The following is an 18,835-nucleotide window of genomic DNA, read 5'->3' on the forward strand; positions in this document are numbered from 1 at the left end:
GACAAGTAGTTTAGACTTAGGCGCAGATGGTGTAGTGACTGCGGGTGATATTATAACGTATACTTATACGGTAAGCAACACAGGAGATGTCACTTTATTTGATGTTAGCGTATTAGAAAACGCAGCAGACTTTACCGGATCAGGCGCTTTACCAACACCAGTATACCAGAGTGGAGGCGCGGATCTAGATCTAGAGGCAGACTTACAAGACTTAGCAATAGGAACAGGAACGATAGTTTACACAGCAACATATGCCATCACACAAGATGATATTGATGCAGGTGTTGTAACTAACCAAGCAACAGCCGATGGAACTGATCCACAAGGTGGTACAGTTACAGATGATAGTGATGATCCAAACGATCCAACAGATACTGATAATAATGGTGATGGCGAACCAGATGATCCAACCGATACAGTGATTCCACAGAATCCAGAGATCAGTATCTTAAAAACAAGTAGTTTAGACTTAGGCGCAGATGGTGTAGTGACTGCGGGTGATATTATAACGTATACTTATACGGTAAGCAACACAGGAGATGTCACTTTATTTGATGTTAGCGTATTAGAAAACGCAGCAGACTTTACCGGAACAGGAACCTTGCCAACACCAGTTTACCAGAGTGGAGGTGCGGATCTAGACTTAGATGCCGACTTAGAAGACTTAGCCGTAGGTGCAGGAACAATCGTTTACACAGCAACATATGCCATCACACAAGATGATATTGATGCAGGTGTTGTAACGAACCAAGCAACAGTAAATGGAACTGATCCACAAGGTGGCACAGTTACCGATGATAGTGATGATCCAAACGATCCAGCCGATACAGATAATAATGGTGATGGTGAACCAGATGATCCAACCGATACAGATCTTCCTCAAATGCCATTATTAAATGTTGTTAAAGTTGCTGATGTACAAGATAATGGAGATGGTATTATAGGTGTAGGAGATATTATCACTTATACTATAACTGTAAGTAATGCTGGTAACGTAGTATTAGATAATGTGACTATAACAGATACGTTTACTGATATCAATTTAATTCCTTTAACTCTAGATTCTGGACCAACATATGTAAGTTCAGATCAAGGAAGTACAGAAGGGGATTTGTTAGTTGGAGAAACAGCTACTTATATAGCAACGTATACCATAACTCAGGATGATGTTGACGCGGGTGGTTTAATAAATAGTGTAGTTGCCAATGCCGAAGATACTGATGGCAATACTCTAGACGATACAAGTGATGATGGTGACGATGCAGATGGTAATTCAGATGATGATCCAACAGTAACAGAAACAGATTCTGATTTTGAATTATCAGTTACTAAAGAACTAGATATAGCTGAGCCTCTTATCGGAGACGAAGTCACATTTACAATTACTGTGTCTAATGAAGGGTTTGTAACTGCTACCGGAGTTGTTGTTGAAGAAGTTATTCCAAGTGGATATACATTTGTTTCAGCAATTACTACTGCAGGCACTTATTCTGAATTTGATGGAGAGTGGATTGTTGGACAATTAGATCCAGGTCAAGTTGAAGTTCTTCAGATTATAGTGGAAGTTCTAGGATTTGGTGATTACTTGAATACAGCAACAATTACAGCTTTTACAGGTGGTGATGATCAAAATGAGGATAACAACAGTGATTCTGCAGAAGTAGATCCTATATGTTTAACGATTTATAATGAATTCTCTCCAAATGGAGATGGCGTTAATGAATTCTTCGTCATAGATTGTATAGAAACCTTCCCTAACAATAGGATAGAGATTTATAACAGATGGGGAAATATTGTTTATGAAACAAGCAATTACAGAAATGATTGGGGTGGAACTTCTAATGGGAGAGCTGTTCTTAGTCAAGGTGATAAATTACCAGTTGGTACATACTACTATGTAATTGATTTAGGAAATGGTTCAGAACCAAGAGTAGGATGGTTATACATAAACAGATAATTAATAAAGGCAAGATTAAAAACGATATTAAAATGATACAAAAATCATCATTAGTAAAAGGATTAATACTGTTAGTGTTTTGTGCACTAACCATTAATACTAGTTTTGCACAGCAGGACCCTCAGTATACGCAGTATATGTATAATACTACGAGTGTGAATCCTGCTTACGCTGGACAAAGAGAAGTATTAAGTGTTACGGGTTTGCATCGTACGCAGTGGGTTGGTATTGATGGTGCACCTCAAACACAAACTTTAGCAATCCATGCACCACTTAGAAATAATAAGATTGGTTTAGGACTTTCAATTGTAAACGACGCATTGGGTCCAGCAAATGAAACTTATATAGACGCTAATTTTTCTTATACTATTCGTTTAAATGAATCATTGACCAAACTATCATTTGGTGCTAAAGCTGGTGCTCATTTATTAGATACAGATTGGAGTAAAGGTCGTTTTCAAAATCCGGACGCCGTTTTTAATCAAAATATTAGTCTGTTTTCTCCAACAGTTGGAGCAGGTTTGTATTTACATAACAGAAAATGGTACATTGGTTTATCTGTACCTAATTTCTTGACTACTGAACATTATGATGATTTTCAAGAATCGGTAGCAAAAGAGCGAATGAACTATTACTTGATTGCTGGTTATGTATTCGACTTAAGTGAAAAAACAAAGTTAAAACCTGCAGCTTTAGTAAAAGCTGTTTCTGGAGCTCCAATAATTGCTGATCTTTCGGCTAACTTTTTATTCAACAAAAAATTGACATTAGGTGTTGCTTATCGCTGGGATGATTCGGTTAGTGGATTAGCTGGTTTTCAAGTTACAGATGGTCTATATATAGGATATTCCTATGATGCCACCACAACAAACTTAAATAACTATAACAGTGGTTCACATGAAATCATGTTACGTTTCGAATTACAAAAAATAGGTAGAATATTATCACCAAGATTCTTCTAAAAAAATGATTATGAAAACACACAAAATTATATGTATCCTAGTTTTAAGTCTTGTTTTTTCTATGGGATATTCCCAAAAAGGAAAAATTAGACAAGCATCAAAAGAGTATGATAACTTGGCCTACTTAAAGACAAGTGAAATTCTTTTGGAAGTTGCTGAAAACGGATTTAAATCTGTCGATTTATTGCAAAAACTTGCCAACTCTTTCTATTTTAATAACCAAATGGAAGAAGCTGCTAAATGGTATGGTGAGTTAATGACCATGAATGTAGATGGTATAGATCCTGAATACTACTTTAGATATGCTCAATCTTTAAAATCTATCGAAAACTATACGGAGTCTGATAAGTGGATGAAAAAGTTTGCGGCAGAAGATCGAGGTGATTTAAGAGGTAGAGCTTTTTCGTCAACTGTTGATTACTTATCTATGATTGATGAAGCGAGTAGAGACTTCGAAGTATATAACTTGGACATTAATACCGAAGTTTCAGATTTCGGTACAACACAATATAAGAACCAGTTGATTTTTGCATCGTCTCGTGGAAACGGAAAGAAATACAACTGGAACGAACAGCCTTTCCTTGATCTCTTTTCCGCAGAAAAACAAGAAGATGGTTCATATGGTAATGTTGAAAAGTTAGATACTGAAATCAATACCAAGTTTCACGAATCTACGGTAGCTTTCACTCCAGATGATAATGTGATTTATTTTACACGTAACAATTATTTCAAAAAGAAATATAAAAAGAGTGAAGATGGTACCAATCGTTTAAAAGTATTTAAAGCAACTCTAAGTGATGAAGGAAATTGGGATGATATCGAATCTGTACATTTCAATAGTGATGAGTATAGTGTAGCACATCCTGCAATTAATGTTCAAGGGACTAAGATGTATTTTGCTTCGGATATGTTAGGAACTCTTGGTAAGTCAGATATTTTTGAAGTCGATATTAATGAAGATGGAACATTAGGTGATCCTGTAAATTTAGGAGCATCTGTTAATACAGAAGGTCACGAAACATTTCCTTTTATCAATTCTGAAGGTGATTTATATTTTTCTTCTAACGGGTTTAGTGGTCTGGGAGGTCTTGATGTTTTTGTAATTAGAGATTTTGAAAACAAAAGAGAAGCTAGACAACCAATGGCTCTAGAAAATGTCGGTCGACCTATTAATAGTCCGATGGATGATTTTGGTTACTATGAAAATATTGGAACCAAAGAAGGGTTCTTTACGTCAAATAGAGAAGGCGGTAAAGGGGATGATGATATTTATAGTTTCACGATTCCGGAGTGTGCTCAAGATGTTGAAGGAACAGTAAAAGACAAAGAAACACTTGAATTACTTCCAGGCGCAATCGTGACCTTATTTGATGGAGAAGGCACTGCATTGCAACAAGTCACTGTAGGTGACGACGCAATCTTTAAGTTCGAAGATTTAGCTTGTGAAATGGAATATCTTATAAGAGGTCAAAAAGATACATATGCTTCAGATGAGCGACGTTTTACAACACCTAAGAAAAAGCAAAAACTAAACATCGAATTATTATTAGAAAAAGACGAAAAAGAAATTGGAGAAGGTACAGATTTAGCTGAAACTTTAGGTATTCCAATTATTTACTTCGATTTTGATAAATCAAACATTCGTCCAGATGCTGAAGTAGAGTTACAGAAAGTTATCGCAGTTTTGAAAAAATATCCTAGCATGATGATTGATGTAAGATCACATACAGATAGTAGAGCAACGTTTGAGTATAACGATGCATTGTCTAACAGAAGAAATAAATCCACACTAAAATATATTGTTGAAGTAGGAGGAATTGCTGCAGATAGACTTACAGGAAAAGGCTATGGAGAATCACAATTGCTTAATGAATGTAGCGATGGTGTAAAATGTTCTGAAGAAGATCACCAACTCAACAGACGTAGCGAGTTTATTATCGTAAAGATGTAAGCGCATCTATTAAATAAAAGTTAAAAGCTGCCTTTTTTAAGGCAGCTTTTTTAATTCTAGTGTATTTTGATAGTTAAATTGATAATGAGTTGTTATTTTTGTTTGTTATGACAGAAGAACTTGTAATTCTTGTAAATGAGAACGATGAACAGATAGGCACAATGCCTAAAATGGAAGCTCATGAAAATGCAGTTTTACATCGTGCATTTTCGGTATTTATCTTTAATGATAATAACGAGCTAATGTTGCAACAGCGTGCCAAACATAAATACCATTCACCACTATTGTGGACCAATACCTGTTGCAGCCATCAAAGAGATGGAGAATCCAATTTGGAAGCCGGTAAGCGTCGTTTGATGGAAGAAATGGGGTTTGTCACAGATTTAAAAGAAAGTATTTCATTTATCTATAAAGCACCTTTTGATAATGGTTTAACAGAACATGAATATGATCATGTAATGATTGGCCATTTTAATAATGAACCCATTATCAACCCAGACGAAGTAGAATCTTGGAAATGGATGACAATTGAAGCTGTGAAAGTTGACATTGAGTTACATCCAGAAATCTACACAGCTTGGTTTAAAATTATTTTTGATAAATTTTACGAACATATAAATATCTCAAAGTCATGAAGGTAACGGTTAGTAGAAAAGCACATTTCAATGCAGCACATCGCTTATATCGTAATGATTGGAGCTTTGAGAAAAATGATGAGATCTTCGGAAAATGTAATAATCCAAACTTTCATGGTCATAACTATGAACTTATTGTCAGTGTTACAGGTGAAATAGATAAGGAAACAGGTTATGTTATCGATATGAAAGTATTAAAAGACATTATAAAAGCTGAAGTAGAAGATGCATTTGATCACAAGAATCTCAATGTTGAAGTCCCAGAATTTAAAGACCTCAATCCAACTGCCGAAAATATAGTGGTCGTTATATATAACAAAATTAAACCAAAACTAAATAGAGACTTTGATGTTGAAATCACCTTATATGAGACGCCTCGTAATTTTGTAACGTATTCAGGATAATGAAAAATGATTTATATCCCATAAAGTTTCAACCCATTCTAAAAGAAAAGATTTGGGGAGGACAGAAGTTAAAAGCACTGCTAAATAAAGCATCTAATTTACCAAATATTGGTGAAAGTTGGGAAATTAGTGATGTAGAAGGTGATACTTCGGTTGTTGTAAATGGCAGCTTAAAAGGGCAAACCTTAAAAGCTATTTTAGAAACGTATAAAGCAGATGTTTTAGGTAAAAGAAACTATGATATCTTCGGAAATAAATTTCCATTACTCATAAAGTTTATCGACGCAAAAGAAGATTTGTCTATTCAGTTGCATCCCAATGATGAATTAGCAGCAAAACGTCATAGCTCTTTCGGAAAAACAGAAATGTGGTATGTCATGCAAGCTGACCAAGATGCAAATCTGATTGTTGGTTTCAATCAGAAAATGAATTCAGAAACCTATTTAAAACACCTGGAAGATAAAACCTTGACCGAGATTCTTAATTTTGATAAAGTCAAATCTGGCGATTCTTATTTTATAGAAGTTGGTCGCGTTCATGCCATTGGTGCAGGAGTATTGTTAGCCGAAATTCAGCAAACAAGTGATATTACCTATAGAGTATACGATTGGGATAGAGTTGATGATAAAGGGAACGAAAGGGAGCTGCATAACGATCTTGCAATCGATGCATTCAATTTTGAAATGGAAGACGATTTCAGAGTGGATTATAAAAAAGAACCGAACATGTCTAATGACTTGGTAAGCTGTCCTTATTTTAAGACGAGCTTTCTTCATGTGACAGAATCCATTTTAAAACTCAACACTAAGGATTCGTTCTTTATTTATATGTGTGTTGAAGGTGAGGCAATGATTGAAACAGAGGATGCTTCCGAATTTATTAAGAAAGGCGAAACCTTACTGCTTCCAGCAGCAATAAAAACCTATAAAATAACTTCTAGTAATGCAAAGCTATTAGAAGTTTATGTTTAATTTTGTAGCAAATAAAATTTTAAAATTATGGCAAATATTAGAGACCTGAAAAAAGACATCAATTTTGTTTTAGGAGATATTATTGAAGCGGTTTATGTTTGGGAATATAGTAATACAGACAAAGACACAAAGAAGAGTGAAGCGATTATTGACGAAGCTATCTCAAACTTTGATGAATTGATTGCAAAGGTTAATGATAAAAGTGTAGAGAATAAAAAAGCGCACTTTAAAGCAATTAATAGTGAACTCGAAGAGAAAGGAAGAGCGTTAATCGATAAATTAAATAAGTTGAGCTAAATCTTTTTAGGAGTAGTTGCATATGTGGCGAGCAATGCTATATTTGCACCTCTGAAAAGCCGATGTAGCTCAGCTGGCTAGAGCAGCTGATTTGTAATCAGCAGGTCGTGGGTTCGAGTCCCTCCATCGGCTCTATACATAAATAAAAAAGTCTCCATTTTAAATGGAGACTTTTTTTATGTATTTAGAATACGCCTACTGGTTTTCTTCGGATTTTCGTTCTTCAATAAACGCTTTTAATTGTTCGCCATATTTAGAGGCTTTGATATTATCATTTAAACTAGTGTAAATTTCTTCTAAGAATTTTATACTCGTGTTAGGTACTTCGCTAATGGCTAAATAAGGTGACACTTCGCTATCTGGATGGTTTACTGCAAAATTAATAGTATAGAGATATTTTCTTTTTAATAGATTATCAAAATCTGTTTTTAATGCCGCAATTTTGCTTGTGTCCTTTGCTTTTTGAGATTCGAAGCTCTCTTTAATCATGTCTAGATTTTTATTATTGAATTTAGACATCATAAGTAAATATTCATCTAAAACCTCTTGTTGTTTTGAGCCTTTCACGACAGCATCAAAGTTGAAGTTTTTTAAAGTCGAATTGATTTCGGTGATACCTTTATCAGCAAAAAAGACAACGGTGCCTTCTTCATTATCTTTCTTATCAAGTTTTAGAAATAGAATTTCAGGTTCGGCGAGATTTGTATGCAATTCAAAATTTGAACTTCCATTGATATCCAAAGAATCTAAAGTTACCATTATAGTATCCTGTTGTTTTTGGAGATAAACCGTTCCCTTTTTTAAACCTTTTACATGGCCTTTAAGTGTGAAATCATGCTGTTCTTCTTTTCCGCAGGAAAACAATAAAAGTCCGAGTAATACAATAATAAATTGCTTCATTAAGTTTGATTTTTTATGAGCGCAAATATGACATAATTATTTTTCAAATACTAGCCAGCAGCTGCTAATTCCATTAAAATTGTACATCCAATCGCAGCGATTGTACCAATCGCATAACCAAATACAGCGAGTAAAACACCTACAGTTGCTAATGAAGGATGAAACGCCGAGGCAACAATAGGAGCAGAAGCTGCGCCACCAACGTTAGCTTGACTCCCAACAGCTAAGAAGAAATAAGGCGCTTTGATAAGTTTGGCAACTCCAATGAGTAACAAGGCATGAATGGTCATCCAAACAACGCCTATAGCAATCAACCCAAGATTATCAAAAATAAGCGTTAAATCCATTTTCATACCAATAGAAGCTACAAGTATGTAAATAAAAACGCTCCCAAATTTACTTGCACCAGCTCCTTCGAAGTTTTTTGCTTTGGTGTTTGATAGTAAAATGGCAATTAGGGTTGCGATACTAATCATCCAAAAGAATTTTGAACCTAAAAAAGTAAATAAATTACGTGTGGTAAGCGATTCAATACCAGCAACTAAGTCTTCAAAGAAAGGAGCTAAAAAGTTAGAGCATAAATGTGCAATACTTACCGTTCCGAAGGCGATCGCGCCAATAATCATAAGATCTGTAAGCGATGGGTTTCGTTTTACGCTTTCTGAAAATGTCGATACTTTTTCTTTTAATTCTTCAATAGAAGATGTGTCTGCTTTTAACCACTTATTAATGCGATCACGTTTTCCTATACCAATTAATATGATTGCCATCCAAATATTAGCGACTACAATATCTACAAAGACCATTGCTCCATATTTTGCTTGATTGTACTCATATATTTCTAGCATAGCAGTTTGATTGGCTCCACCACCAATCCAACTTCCTGCGAGCGTAGATAAGCCTCTCCAGACGGCATCTGGTCCAAACCCGCCAACTGTTTCTGGTGAAACAGCAGCAATTAACAAAATAGCAATAGGTCCTCCAATGACGATTCCTAAAGTACCTGTGAAAAACATCACCAATGCTTTCCAGCCTAAATTAAAGACAGCCTTTAAATTGATGCTTAGTGTCATTAATACCAAAGCTGCGGGTAAAAGGTAACGACTGGACACATAATATAAATTAGAACTATGCTCTGTAACTTCTCCTGCTTCTGAAACCGTTTGCCATTCAGGGGAAATAAGTCCTGTAGTAGTTAGAATAGCGGGAATCATATAGGCCATAAATAAGCCAGGGACTATTTTATAAAACTTTGACCAAAAACCGGTTTTAATCGATTCGGTTAAAAATACAAATCCTAATGAGAGCATTAGGAGTCCAAAAACTATGGTGTCGTTAGTAAAAAGGGGTGTTGTGTCCATATTCAAAATACGTTAGTGCCTGCAAAATAACAAAATAATAAGTAGTATTTATACCTGCATAAAAAAAGCCACTCAATTAAGAGTCGCTTTCATCTGTTTTTTTAGGTTTGGGTTGTCTGTTTTTCTCCTTGAGGTATTGCATAAGCATCCACTCAATCTGACCATTAGTACTTCTAAACTCGTCAGAAGCCCATTTCTCGATTGCTTTAATCATATCTTCATTTATGCGTAATGCAAATGCTTTCTTTTTAGACATTTTACTTTGTAAATAGTATAATTATAATAGTCAATATAATCACTAAATATAGATATACAATGGTTAGCATTATTGCTTATTAATTTTTTTGTTATACACTAATATAAATAGTGGTAATCCTATACTGATACCAACAACAATAGGCATAAACCATCCACCAATATTAGTAGCATTGCCTCTGCCTTTTTCTACCATTACATAGTGTATGATTGCAAAAATTATAGCTATGAATAAATTAGTAAAACGCAATACTCGTGTACTAAAGCTATAATTTTTTAAGGCATTTTCTTTAGTAATGTTGACCATATGGTTGTGAATGTGCGGTTTCGTATTTAAAAAAAATAACAGTAAAAATGTAACAGTACCAATGATAGGTAATAACCAAATATAAATCTTGTCATTAAAACTGTCAGCTTCTCCCAAAACATTAAAATGTGTTGGGATACTGCCTGATAAATCACCATAATACATGATTGTATAAACTAACATCAATATGAATAAGGTTATAGATATTAGATCGACAATAATGTCCAGAGGTTCCCAAGGCACATTTATTTTTGGTCTGTTTGTTTTCATTGTTATCTATTCTTGTCACGTTCTAATACAACACTTGCCCAACCTGGAGCGATATGGTTAACAATCCAGCCTTCGCGACCATGTTGATTGAGTAAATCTTCAAAATTTTGCTGTCTATTTCTGAGCCCTAGTTTTGGGACAATTACTTTATATTCTTTCATAGCGGTTCATTATTTGATTTATCATTATCGTTTTTAAAAATTATTAAAGCTAGAATAACACCTATTATAGTTCCTATTAACGACCCATACACAACCCCCATGGCGACATTACCTGTTACAGCTCCAATCGTAGTTCCGAAACTGCTTCCTAATGCTACACCAAGAGCGATGCTATATGTTTAGTTTTTATTCATTTTAATGGCTTAAGGTTCCCGTATTTAAAACTGGCGATGCGTCTTTATCTCCACAAAGAATCACCATGAGATTACTTACCATAGCAGCTTTACGGTCATCATCTAACTCTACTATTTGTTTCTTGCCTAGCTCTTCAAGAGCCATTTCTACCATGCTAACTGCACCTTCAACGATTTTATGTCTTGCAGCAACAATTGCTGTGGCTTGCTGACGCTTTAACATCGCATTTGCAATTTCTTGTGCATAAGCTAAGTAGCCAATTCGTGCTTCTAAAACTTCAATTCCTGCAATAGATAAGCGTTCGTCAATTTCTCTTTCTAAGGCAGTACTTACTTCGTTTACACTTGATCTTAAGGTAATATCTTCGTCAACACCTTCATCTGCAAAATTGTCATAAGGATACATACTTGCCAATTTACGCACTGCAGCATCCGTTTGAACACGTACAAAATTCTCGTAAACGTCAACATCAAATGCTGCTTTATAAGTATTCTTTACTTTCCATACTAAAATGGTACTTATCATAATTGGATTACCAAGTTTGTCATTCACCTTTAAGCGTTCACTGTCAAAGTTTCTTGCTCTTAATGATATTTTCTTTTTAGTATAAAAGGGATTTGCCCAATAGAAACCATTTTTCTTAACTGTACCAATATACTTACCAAATAAGAGTAGTACACGAGACGAATTAGGTTGTACCATGATAAATCCTGGTGAAATGAGGATCGCAATTGGGATGATTAATAGAAATTCTCCATTTTGGGTCGCTATTGCTGTTGCTATTGGGCCAAAAAATAATATGAGGAATGCAAAGAGTATTATATATCCGTTTGCTGGGACTATTATTTTTTCTTCGTTCATTGGTTTAGGTTTTAATTAAATAATTCAATATGATATTATTTTGATATCAAATTTACATCAAAAATTTTTAACCTGCAAATTGAGTTTGGCACGCCATTTGCATTATATAAAATATAAATATAAATGTTTATGATGATGTTAGTAGAGGAGTGATTACCTCGCATAACGGAGTAACATTTATCATTTGGTTGGTTAGTTAGTAAAAACGCATCTCAAACTTTGAGATGCGTTTTTAATTTTTAGAATGTTTTAAGTTGAATTATTTCAAAATGAAATTTGAAACAGTGGTTATTAATTCTTCGGAAATTTTCCTTGAAGATTCATTATAGGATTTTGAGTTTTCTAGTTGACCACCTTCAATAATAAACAAGACATGATTCATGTTGTCTATAATTTTTAATTCGGCTTTTTCTGAAGCAGCTTTCAAAAGCTTAGCTTCATCTACAGATACCTGAAGATCTTTTGTGCCATTTACTATAAGCGTTGGAATACTTAGTGATTTGATAAGCTCTTGTGGATTGTATTGCATCCAATTCATGATAAACGGTTGGACATCAGCTCTAAAAATTGAAGCAAGTGCTGGTGGATAGTTGGTAGTTGTTTTGCCTTGTTTTAAACTTTCAAATGCTTTTTTTGTGCCGTCAACAAGTGACGGATCCATAGTGCTAATTTGTTCGGTAATAACTTCATCAATTGATTGCCCAGCACCAGCTAAAGAAATAAACCCGTCTGCTCGGTCTTTAGCGGCGAGCATACCAACTAAACTTCCTTGGCTATGACCAATAACATAGATTGTGGCGTATTTGTTTTTTGTCTTAAAATAATCGACTACAGATATAGCATCGGTAACAAAATCATCGAAAGTTATATTCGGGTCTACTTTATTTTTTAGAATTTGTTTTACAATGCGTTTGTCATATCTAAAAGTAGCAATGCCTTTATTTGTAAGTGACTCTGCTAATTTTTTTAAAGAATTACTTTTTAAGAAGTTTTGATTTCCATTTCTATCGGTAGGACCAGAACCAGCAATAATTATGGCTAATTTTGGTTTGCTTTGATCATTTGGTGATAATAATGTACCATCAATGAGTTTATTTACGGCAAGCTCTTCTGATGTATATGTGACTTCTTGACTGGATGAATTTATAAAAAAACAAAAGAGTAAAGCGCTTAAACAATATTTCATGATCATAATTTTGATTATTCTATGCAATCGATGTACCAAAGTTAACTAAAAATAATCACGAATATTATGTCATTTTAATGTTTAAGTTTTAAATAGATATGATTTCTGATGATGCATTTCATCGGTGAAATACAATATTTCATCTGTAAATGTTAAAATTAGATGTATTTCATCGATTAATTATGTATTTAAACTTGTAAATTGAAATAGAGTTATATATTTGAAGTGTACTAAAATTTAGTTTTTAGTTCAATGGATTAATTAATTAATATTTGCATGTGTTATGAATTAGAGACCCTAAATCTATCACATATAAAAAGCAAATTAGGAAAACCAAGGTTGAGGGACCTTGGTTTTTTCGTTTTATATAGTCACGTATTTATATAATCGTTCTAAAGGTTAGATTAATGCGTTCATCAATAGCTTTCTTTGTCTTTGCAATTTGGTGCAACCAATACTGCTGCATTTCACCTTTCATAACCAATAAACTACCATGATGTAAATTTATTTTATGTCGCTCTTCTTTAATATGTCGATGCTTAAAATGAAATGGTCTAGTCGCTCCAAAGCTAACAGATGCAATCACAGGATTTTGTCCAAGTTCTTTTTCATTATCTGAGTGCCAACCATTACTGTCATTTCCGTCACGATAGAGATTAAGTAGGACTGATGTAAACTTGTGATGTATTTCTTTTTCAATATCTGATTTGATTTCTGTTAATTCTGAAGTAAATACATGGGGATTCATCATAATATTAGAATACGAATAGGGTTTGTCGTTTTCAGAATATAAAGCAGTAAGTCGAGGTTGCTTGTGTGTTTTTCCAAAGATAGTAATGTCATCTTGTTGCCACTTTGTATATTTTCTGAGCACCTCAAAATAGTGATTGGCTGTTTTCGGATTATAAAAACCCGCTATGTATAACAGCTCAGCATTTGGAAGCTTAATTATTGTTTTTTCTTCGGAAAATAAGTCCATCACTTAAATTTTATCTAAATTAGCTATATCATGAAGATTCACAAAATATTAATTCTCCTATGTGTTGTTGTTGCTTTTTCGTTCTCTAAGCAGGATAAAAACGGATTACCAGATGGATTTGTTCATGTAAAAGATATTATTCCAGATATCGACGTGGACTTGCGCTATTTTTCAAATAACAATTTTGTTGGAGATACTATTGCTGGTTACAAAGTCAACACACTCATTTTGACAAAGGAATCTGCCGAAGCTTTAAAAAAGGTACAAGATGAATTGCAAGAGCAAAATTTATGTTTGCGTGTTTATGATGGATATCGACCACAACGTGCAGTGAATCATTTTATGAGTTGGGCAAAAGATTTAAATGATACAATTAATAAACAGCAATTCTATCCAGATGTAGAAAAGCGACATTTATTTAGAGAAGAATATATAGCCTCACGATCTGGTCATAGTCGAGGTAGTACACTCGATCTCACTATTATTGACGGAAACACCAATGTGCCTCTAGATATGGGAAGTCCGTATGATTTCTTCGGATTAGAATCTTGGGTGGATAATCCAGATTTGACAGAAACACAAAAGGCTAACCGACAATTATTACAAAAAGTGATGCTGAAAAATAATTTCAGGAACTACCCTAAAGAATGGTGGCATTTTACGTTGCGCTGGGAACCTTTCCCTAAAACCTATTTCGATTTTGAAGTTGAGTAAAGCTTAAAATTCACCTTTATATTTAATCGCTTGCTTTACATGCGCTAGATGATGGTTACTATGCCAAGCATAAGTACCAATGGTTTCGTCTAATCTATAACGTTTGCCATGTTCTGGATGCACAAACTCTCTCGATAGTTGATCTTCGGAAATGTTACGTAGTAGCTTGCCAAGTTTGGCGTGTAGTCCCTTGAGTAAATAGAGTGTGTCCTGAAGATTGTCATCGTTTCCATCAATCAATGTAGCCCAACGATCTTCGTGATAAGGTCTTATAGTTGGTGAATCTTCAGTCAATGCTAATTTGAATCTAATAATGCAATTCATATGGCTATCTGCACAATGATGAACCACTTGTTTAATAGACCAGCCATCTTGTCTGTATTGCCATTTCAATTGCTCAGAATCTAAATCTTTTGTAGCTGCTTCTATCGACCTAGGAAACTGTTCAATATCATTAATCCATGAGTTAATCATTTCCGATGATATAGAATCTGGAGCTTGAAATTCTCCCACTGGAAAACGTAATTTATAAAGTTCTTCTGAAGTCATAATTAAAGTATTAAAATCGTAATCTAAAGCTAATATTTGGTGTAATGCCTAAGGATAAATTGTCTATAGTTATAATGTCGCCATCTGTGTTTTTTGCATAATAGGTATTAATCACATTCTTTCTGTCTAACAGGTTCCAAATAGATGCGCCTATGGATGCATTAAGTTTGTTAGTGAATTTTAATTGATAAGTTGCAGATATGTCTGTTCTGAAATAATCGCTCAGTCGACTATTATTAGGAGATTCATACGCGATTTGATTGTTAGAATTATCCTGTTCAGATATAGGAGGAGTCTTTGGTTTTCCTGAGTGCCAATTGATACCTAGCGCTAGTTTTAGATTATTTATAGAGTAGGTGCTCGCAAAGGTCGCCGCATGACGAACGTCTATATTATTTGCAAAAGCCTCACCTTCGTTTAGATCCTCAAACACATAATCATTTTTACTATAAGAGTAACTCATCCAGGTGCTAAACGAATCAAACTGTTTATTGACTAAAAAGTCGACCCCTTTCACTTGATATTTGCCAATAGCATTTGCAAATTGAAACTGGTTTTGGAAACCTTGGCTTCGTGCTGTAATACCTTCAACATCTTTAATGAAAGCTTCGGCACTAATAAGGAGTTTGTTTTTATTGTAATGAATCCCAATAGCACCTTGTGCGCTTTTTATGATTGGAGTATCCTCGTTATTAGACAAAATCCATCGCCGCTTCTCTATGCCTAAAAAGTCATTTTGTAAGTCAATGATTTGAGATGTGGTTTGACTTTTTAATTCGGCCAAAAATTCTAATCTAAAATCGTTGTTTAGTTTATGACTTAAGGACAGTCGTGGTTCAGTGAAAAACTCAGAAAACTTTTCAATGTAGTTTGTTCTTATACCTATTCTAGCATAGGTGTTTTTATTAGCTGAAGTAAATTCGGCTTCACCATAAATGGAATGTGTTCTAACGACTTCTTTAATAAAACTTACAAAGCTAGGGTTGTTTAAATCTTCAGAATTACTTATAATCACTTCGCTAAATTGATAACCTCCATGCAATTTTAAGTTGTCATCGATATGGTTTGTGGCATTTAGCTTTATGCCAAAATCATCAACTTGATTATCCTGATTAAGACGTTGATCGTTGATGATGTCAAAATTGGTGGCTTTTAAATCGTAAGTCGTAAAATATACTTGAGCTGTAGTGGTTAACTTACTATTCCAGTATTTTAAATACTCAACTCCAGTAGCAAAATTGGTTTGTTCCAACTCATTTTTTAAAGGAATTTGCGGATTAATATTAGATTGCTGATCATAAGTTAGTCGGTTGTTAACAGTCAAAAAATTAAATCGAAATTGATCTTGGTCTGTCAGATCGTAAAGAAATTTTGTATTAATATCGTAAAAATAGAAACGTTCATTATTTGATATCACTTCAGAATTTCCTTGTTGCGTATTTGAAAAATCACTATCCTGAAACACACGTTGTAGATATTGGTCATAGGTAGGTGTGAAAATGAAATCGGTAACAGATCGTCTGGCAGATACTTGAATTTCGGCTTGTTCATTTAATGGAACTTTAGCAAAACCATCTGCATGAATCAGGTTAAAACCCACTCCAGCTTTAAAATCTTGATCAAGACTGTTAGATTGTTGCATATCTATAACACTGGATACGCCATCACCAAATTTCACACTGGTTCCGTTTTTTGAGACGTTGACTTCTTTGGTTAAATACGGATTGAATGCAGAAACCAATCCGAAGAAATGCCCAGATTGATACATTTTTATGCCATCCCACAGTATAAGGTTTTGATCATGTGTTCCGCCTCTTACATTAATATTAGAAACGCGTTCATCAACACTTATAATTCCAGGTAAAGCCTGTATGCTTTGCAAAATATCAGGTTCTATAAGTCCTGGAAGAATTCCAAAATCTTCGGTTTTGATATTGATTTTACCGTCACTCTTTTTAGAAATGCCTTTAGTTAAGAAATTTGTTATAACAACTTCCTCAAGCTTTTGAGTTATGAAACTACTAAACGGATTTGTGCGTTTTGAGATGACTACATTTCCAGAACCTAGAATAATAAAATCGAGATTGGTTTCAGATTTCAAGAATTCTAAGGCTTTTTCTAAGGTTAGATCTTCATTAGGTAAAACAGTAGTTTTATTCTCAATGGTTTGATCTAAATACGTAAAGTTAATGTTGAATTTAACCTCTAATTGCGTTAACACATCGGCAAGAGGGAGTTTGCTTTTTGAATTTGTTTGTGCAAAAACACATCCTAAGTTCAAAAAAAACACGATTATAAAAAATAAGCGTAAAGCTTTTCTAGTCACGTTTTAGCCTAATGATATTATCCGTTTTACTATACTTTAATTGTAATGGTAAAGTAATGGATTTTAAAGCAGTTTCGATATTATTATGCGTAAAAGTTCCAGTAAAACTTTGAGAATCGTCTATGTTCTCAAATTCGATAGAGACATTGTATTGTCTTTCAAATTCGGCAACGACCTCTCTGTAAGGAATACTTTTAAAGATACTCTTATTGTTTAACCACGATGGAGCGGATAGATTTTCTTTTTCAGTAGCAATATATTTCCCATCAATAATTAAAAAGGTGTCTCCTGCTAGGAGTATGGTTTCTTTTGTAGTTGTCTTAACTCTAACTTTTCCTTCGTAGCAAGTGACTTCGAAGTAATTTCCACGATGCTTAACGTTAAATTGAGTGCCTAAAACTGTAACGTTTCCTATGTTGGTGCTTACATCAAATGTTTCACCTTTTGCGACTCTAAAAAACGCTTCACCATTTAGAGTTACACTTCGACTATCGTTCCAGCTAGATGTGTTAAAACTGATAGTAGACATCGCATTTAATTCAACTTCTGATGCATCAGGTAACAGTATAGTTTCATGCTGAGATGCGATAGTATGTACTGTGGTGTCTAGGGTTGTTGTGTAATAATAAAGACCAAAACAAATCACTAATACTGCTGCAATTTTGGATAAGGTAGATAAAAGTGTATTTGATTTTTTAGATGTTGAATTAATAGAACTCCATATGGTTTCTAAAGTGTCTTCTGTATGAACAGTTTTAGCTTTAAAACCCTTAAGATGCATATCTAATTGGATTAAATCATTATAATCCTCAAGTTGCTTGAATGCTTCAAGCTCTTGTGGGTTTAGGTTATGATCTAACCATTTTTGTATGAGGTCTTCTCGGTTCATCGTATTCAATTCACATATAAAACAGCTGAATGTTAAAAACTCCTACCTTTTATAATTCGTCAATATCTTTTCTCAACTTTTTCAAAGCACCATAAATTCGTTTTTCTACAGCTTTTGTAGAGATATCTAGTAGTGCTGCAATTTCTTTAAAGCGTTTTCCTTCAACTCTATTCATTAAAAATGCGACGCGTTGTGCTTCGGTTAAATTGGCAATAGCATTTTCTAGTTTTGCTCTGTATTCCTTTTCTTGAAGCAGGAATTCCGGATTTATGTTAGTACTGTGCTTTGGTTTTGTTTGATGGTGTCGTAAAACTACTTTTTGATGCGCAAATTCATTCAGCATTAAATTGTTTGCAGTCGTAAATAAAAAACTTTTGGCTTTGTTCTGTGGAACTTTTGCACAGTTCTCCCACAATTTCACAAAAGCTTCCTGCATTTTGTCTTGCGGATTTAACTGACTGCCAAATTTGTAATAGAGGAAATTATGCAAATCTTTGGAGTATTTCCTATAGATAGAAGAAAATAATTGTTCTTCACAGATATGATCCTTAAGCGGTTTTGACATTTTTATTTTTGGTTGTGGCTAAGTTATAAAATTAAATGTGGAAGATAAAGGTAGGAGTTTCATGTTTTTAGTTGTTCTATTAAAAATATAAGTAATTGTTAAGTAAAATTAACCGTTAGTTTTAGTTTTTAGTTGGTTAA

General features: G+C 34.1%; 19 protein-coding genes, 1 tRNA gene and 1 pseudogene. 9 read left to right on the top strand and 12 right to left on the bottom strand.

Going from position 1 to position 18,835, the window contains the following annotated elements; translation table 11 throughout:
• The 8 genes and pseudogenes from V7719_RS17400 to V7719_RS17435 form a co-directional block, all read left to right on the top strand.
• Window positions 1–1,957 (top strand): annotated as a pseudogene (locus V7719_RS17400) (DUF7507 domain-containing protein); the annotation flags it as partial.
• Between the two features lie 32 nt (window positions 1,958–1,989).
• Window positions 1,990–2,919, top strand: coding sequence for a PorP/SprF family type IX secretion system membrane protein (locus tag V7719_RS17405; protein ID WP_335731224.1), 930 nt, complete (start codon window positions 1,990–1,992; stop codon window positions 2,917–2,919).
• A gap of 10 nt (window positions 2,920–2,929) precedes the next feature.
• Complete coding sequence (locus V7719_RS17410) at window positions 2,930–4,870, top strand: OmpA family protein (RefSeq protein WP_335731225.1); 1,941 nt, start codon at window positions 2,930–2,932, stop codon at window positions 4,868–4,870.
• Window positions 4,871–4,977: 107 nt separating this feature from the next.
• Window positions 4,978–5,505: an isopentenyl-diphosphate Delta-isomerase gene (gene idi, locus V7719_RS17415; RefSeq protein WP_335731226.1), complete on the top strand. Its 528-nt coding sequence runs from the start codon at window positions 4,978–4,980 to the stop codon at window positions 5,503–5,505.
• Entirely contained in the window at window positions 5,502–5,909 is a 408-nt protein-coding gene (locus V7719_RS17420; RefSeq protein ID WP_335731227.1) for a 6-pyruvoyl trahydropterin synthase family protein, read from the top strand. The genes idi and V7719_RS17420 overlap by 4 nt, the downstream gene beginning before the upstream one ends.
• Window positions 5,909–6,880, top strand: coding sequence for a type I phosphomannose isomerase catalytic subunit (locus tag V7719_RS17425; protein WP_335731228.1), 972 nt, complete (start codon window positions 5,909–5,911; stop codon window positions 6,878–6,880). The genes V7719_RS17420 and V7719_RS17425 overlap by 1 nt, the downstream gene beginning before the upstream one ends.
• Before the next feature lie 27 nt (window positions 6,881–6,907).
• Window positions 6,908–7,177, top strand: a complete 270-nt coding sequence (locus V7719_RS17430) for a hypothetical protein (protein ID WP_335731229.1) — start codon at window positions 6,908–6,910, stop codon at window positions 7,175–7,177.
• A gap of 58 nt (window positions 7,178–7,235) precedes the next feature.
• Window positions 7,236–7,309, top strand: a tRNA-Thr gene (locus V7719_RS17435).
• Between the two features lie 63 nt (window positions 7,310–7,372).
• On the opposite strand, the gene V7719_RS17440 is transcribed toward V7719_RS17435, so the two are convergent.
• The 8 genes from V7719_RS17440 to V7719_RS17475 all read right to left on the bottom strand — a co-directional run bounded on the left by V7719_RS17440 (window position 7,373) and on the right by V7719_RS17475 (window position 13,652).
• On the bottom strand, window positions 7,373–8,077 hold the full coding sequence (locus tag V7719_RS17440) for a DUF4369 domain-containing protein (protein ID WP_335731230.1): 705 nt from the start codon (window positions 8,075–8,077) through the stop codon (window positions 7,373–7,375).
• Between the two features lie 50 nt (window positions 8,078–8,127).
• Entirely contained in the window at window positions 8,128–9,438 is a 1,311-nt protein-coding gene (locus V7719_RS17445) for a DUF819 family protein (protein ID WP_335731231.1), read from the bottom strand.
• A gap of 76 nt (window positions 9,439–9,514) precedes the next feature.
• Window positions 9,515–9,694 carry an Arc family DNA binding domain-containing protein gene (locus V7719_RS17450; protein ID WP_335731232.1) on the bottom strand — a complete coding sequence of 60 codons (180 nt, stop codon included), beginning with the start codon at window positions 9,692–9,694 and terminating at the stop codon, window positions 9,515–9,517.
• 69 nt (window positions 9,695–9,763) lie between these two features.
• Complete coding sequence (locus V7719_RS17455) at window positions 9,764–10,270, bottom strand: DUF1648 domain-containing protein (RefSeq protein ID WP_335731233.1); 507 nt, start codon at window positions 10,268–10,270, stop codon at window positions 9,764–9,766.
• A gap of 2 nt (window positions 10,271–10,272) precedes the next feature.
• The gene (locus V7719_RS17460) at window positions 10,273–10,431 is read right to left on the bottom strand and encodes a hypothetical protein (RefSeq protein ID WP_335731234.1); all 159 of its coding nucleotides are present in this window, start codon (window positions 10,429–10,431) and stop codon (window positions 10,273–10,275) included.
• A gap of 195 nt (window positions 10,432–10,626) precedes the next feature.
• Window positions 10,627–11,487 carry an SPFH domain-containing protein gene (locus V7719_RS17465; protein WP_335731235.1) on the bottom strand — a complete coding sequence of 287 codons (861 nt, stop codon included), beginning with the start codon at window positions 11,485–11,487 and terminating at the stop codon, window positions 10,627–10,629.
• Between the two features lie 259 nt (window positions 11,488–11,746).
• Window positions 11,747–12,673 carry an alpha/beta hydrolase gene (locus tag V7719_RS17470; RefSeq protein ID WP_335731236.1) on the bottom strand — a complete coding sequence of 309 codons (927 nt, stop codon included), beginning with the start codon at window positions 12,671–12,673 and terminating at the stop codon, window positions 11,747–11,749.
• 379 nt (window positions 12,674–13,052) lie between these two features.
• Window positions 13,053–13,652, bottom strand: a complete 600-nt coding sequence (locus tag V7719_RS17475; RefSeq protein ID WP_335731237.1) for an alpha-ketoglutarate-dependent dioxygenase AlkB family protein — start codon at window positions 13,650–13,652, stop codon at window positions 13,053–13,055.
• 30 nt (window positions 13,653–13,682) lie between these two features.
• Here V7719_RS17475 and V7719_RS17480 point away from each other — a divergent pair, with 30 nt between their 5' ends.
• A complete protein-coding gene (locus V7719_RS17480) occupies window positions 13,683–14,366 on the top strand; it encodes a M15 family metallopeptidase (protein WP_335731238.1) in 684 nt (227 codons plus the stop codon).
• A gap of 3 nt (window positions 14,367–14,369) precedes the next feature.
• On the opposite strand, the gene V7719_RS17485 is transcribed toward V7719_RS17480, so the two are convergent.
• From V7719_RS17485 to V7719_RS17500, 4 genes are read right to left on the bottom strand one after another with little or no spacing between them, the layout of a single operon-like run.
• Window positions 14,370–14,915 carry a YfiT family bacillithiol transferase gene (locus tag V7719_RS17485; RefSeq protein ID WP_335731239.1) on the bottom strand — a complete coding sequence of 182 codons (546 nt, stop codon included), beginning with the start codon at window positions 14,913–14,915 and terminating at the stop codon, window positions 14,370–14,372.
• 10 nt (window positions 14,916–14,925) lie between these two features.
• Window positions 14,926–17,205 (bottom strand): TonB-dependent receptor plug domain-containing protein, encoded by a 2,280-nt coding sequence (locus V7719_RS17490; protein ID WP_335731276.1) that lies wholly within the window; start codon window positions 17,203–17,205, stop codon window positions 14,926–14,928.
• A gap of 28 nt (window positions 17,206–17,233) precedes the next feature.
• On the bottom strand, window positions 17,234–18,130 hold the full coding sequence (locus V7719_RS17495; RefSeq protein WP_335731240.1) for a FecR family protein: 897 nt from the start codon (window positions 18,128–18,130) through the stop codon (window positions 17,234–17,236).
• Between the two features lie 49 nt (window positions 18,131–18,179).
• Window positions 18,180–18,695: an RNA polymerase sigma factor gene (locus tag V7719_RS17500; RefSeq protein WP_335731241.1), complete on the bottom strand. Its 516-nt coding sequence runs from the start codon at window positions 18,693–18,695 to the stop codon at window positions 18,180–18,182.
• Window positions 18,696–18,835: the final 140 nt, after the last annotated feature.

Origin of the sequence: Psychroserpens sp., assembly GCF_036960315.1 — a bacterium.
GTDB lineage: Bacteria > Bacteroidota > Bacteroidia > Flavobacteriales > Flavobacteriaceae > Psychroserpens.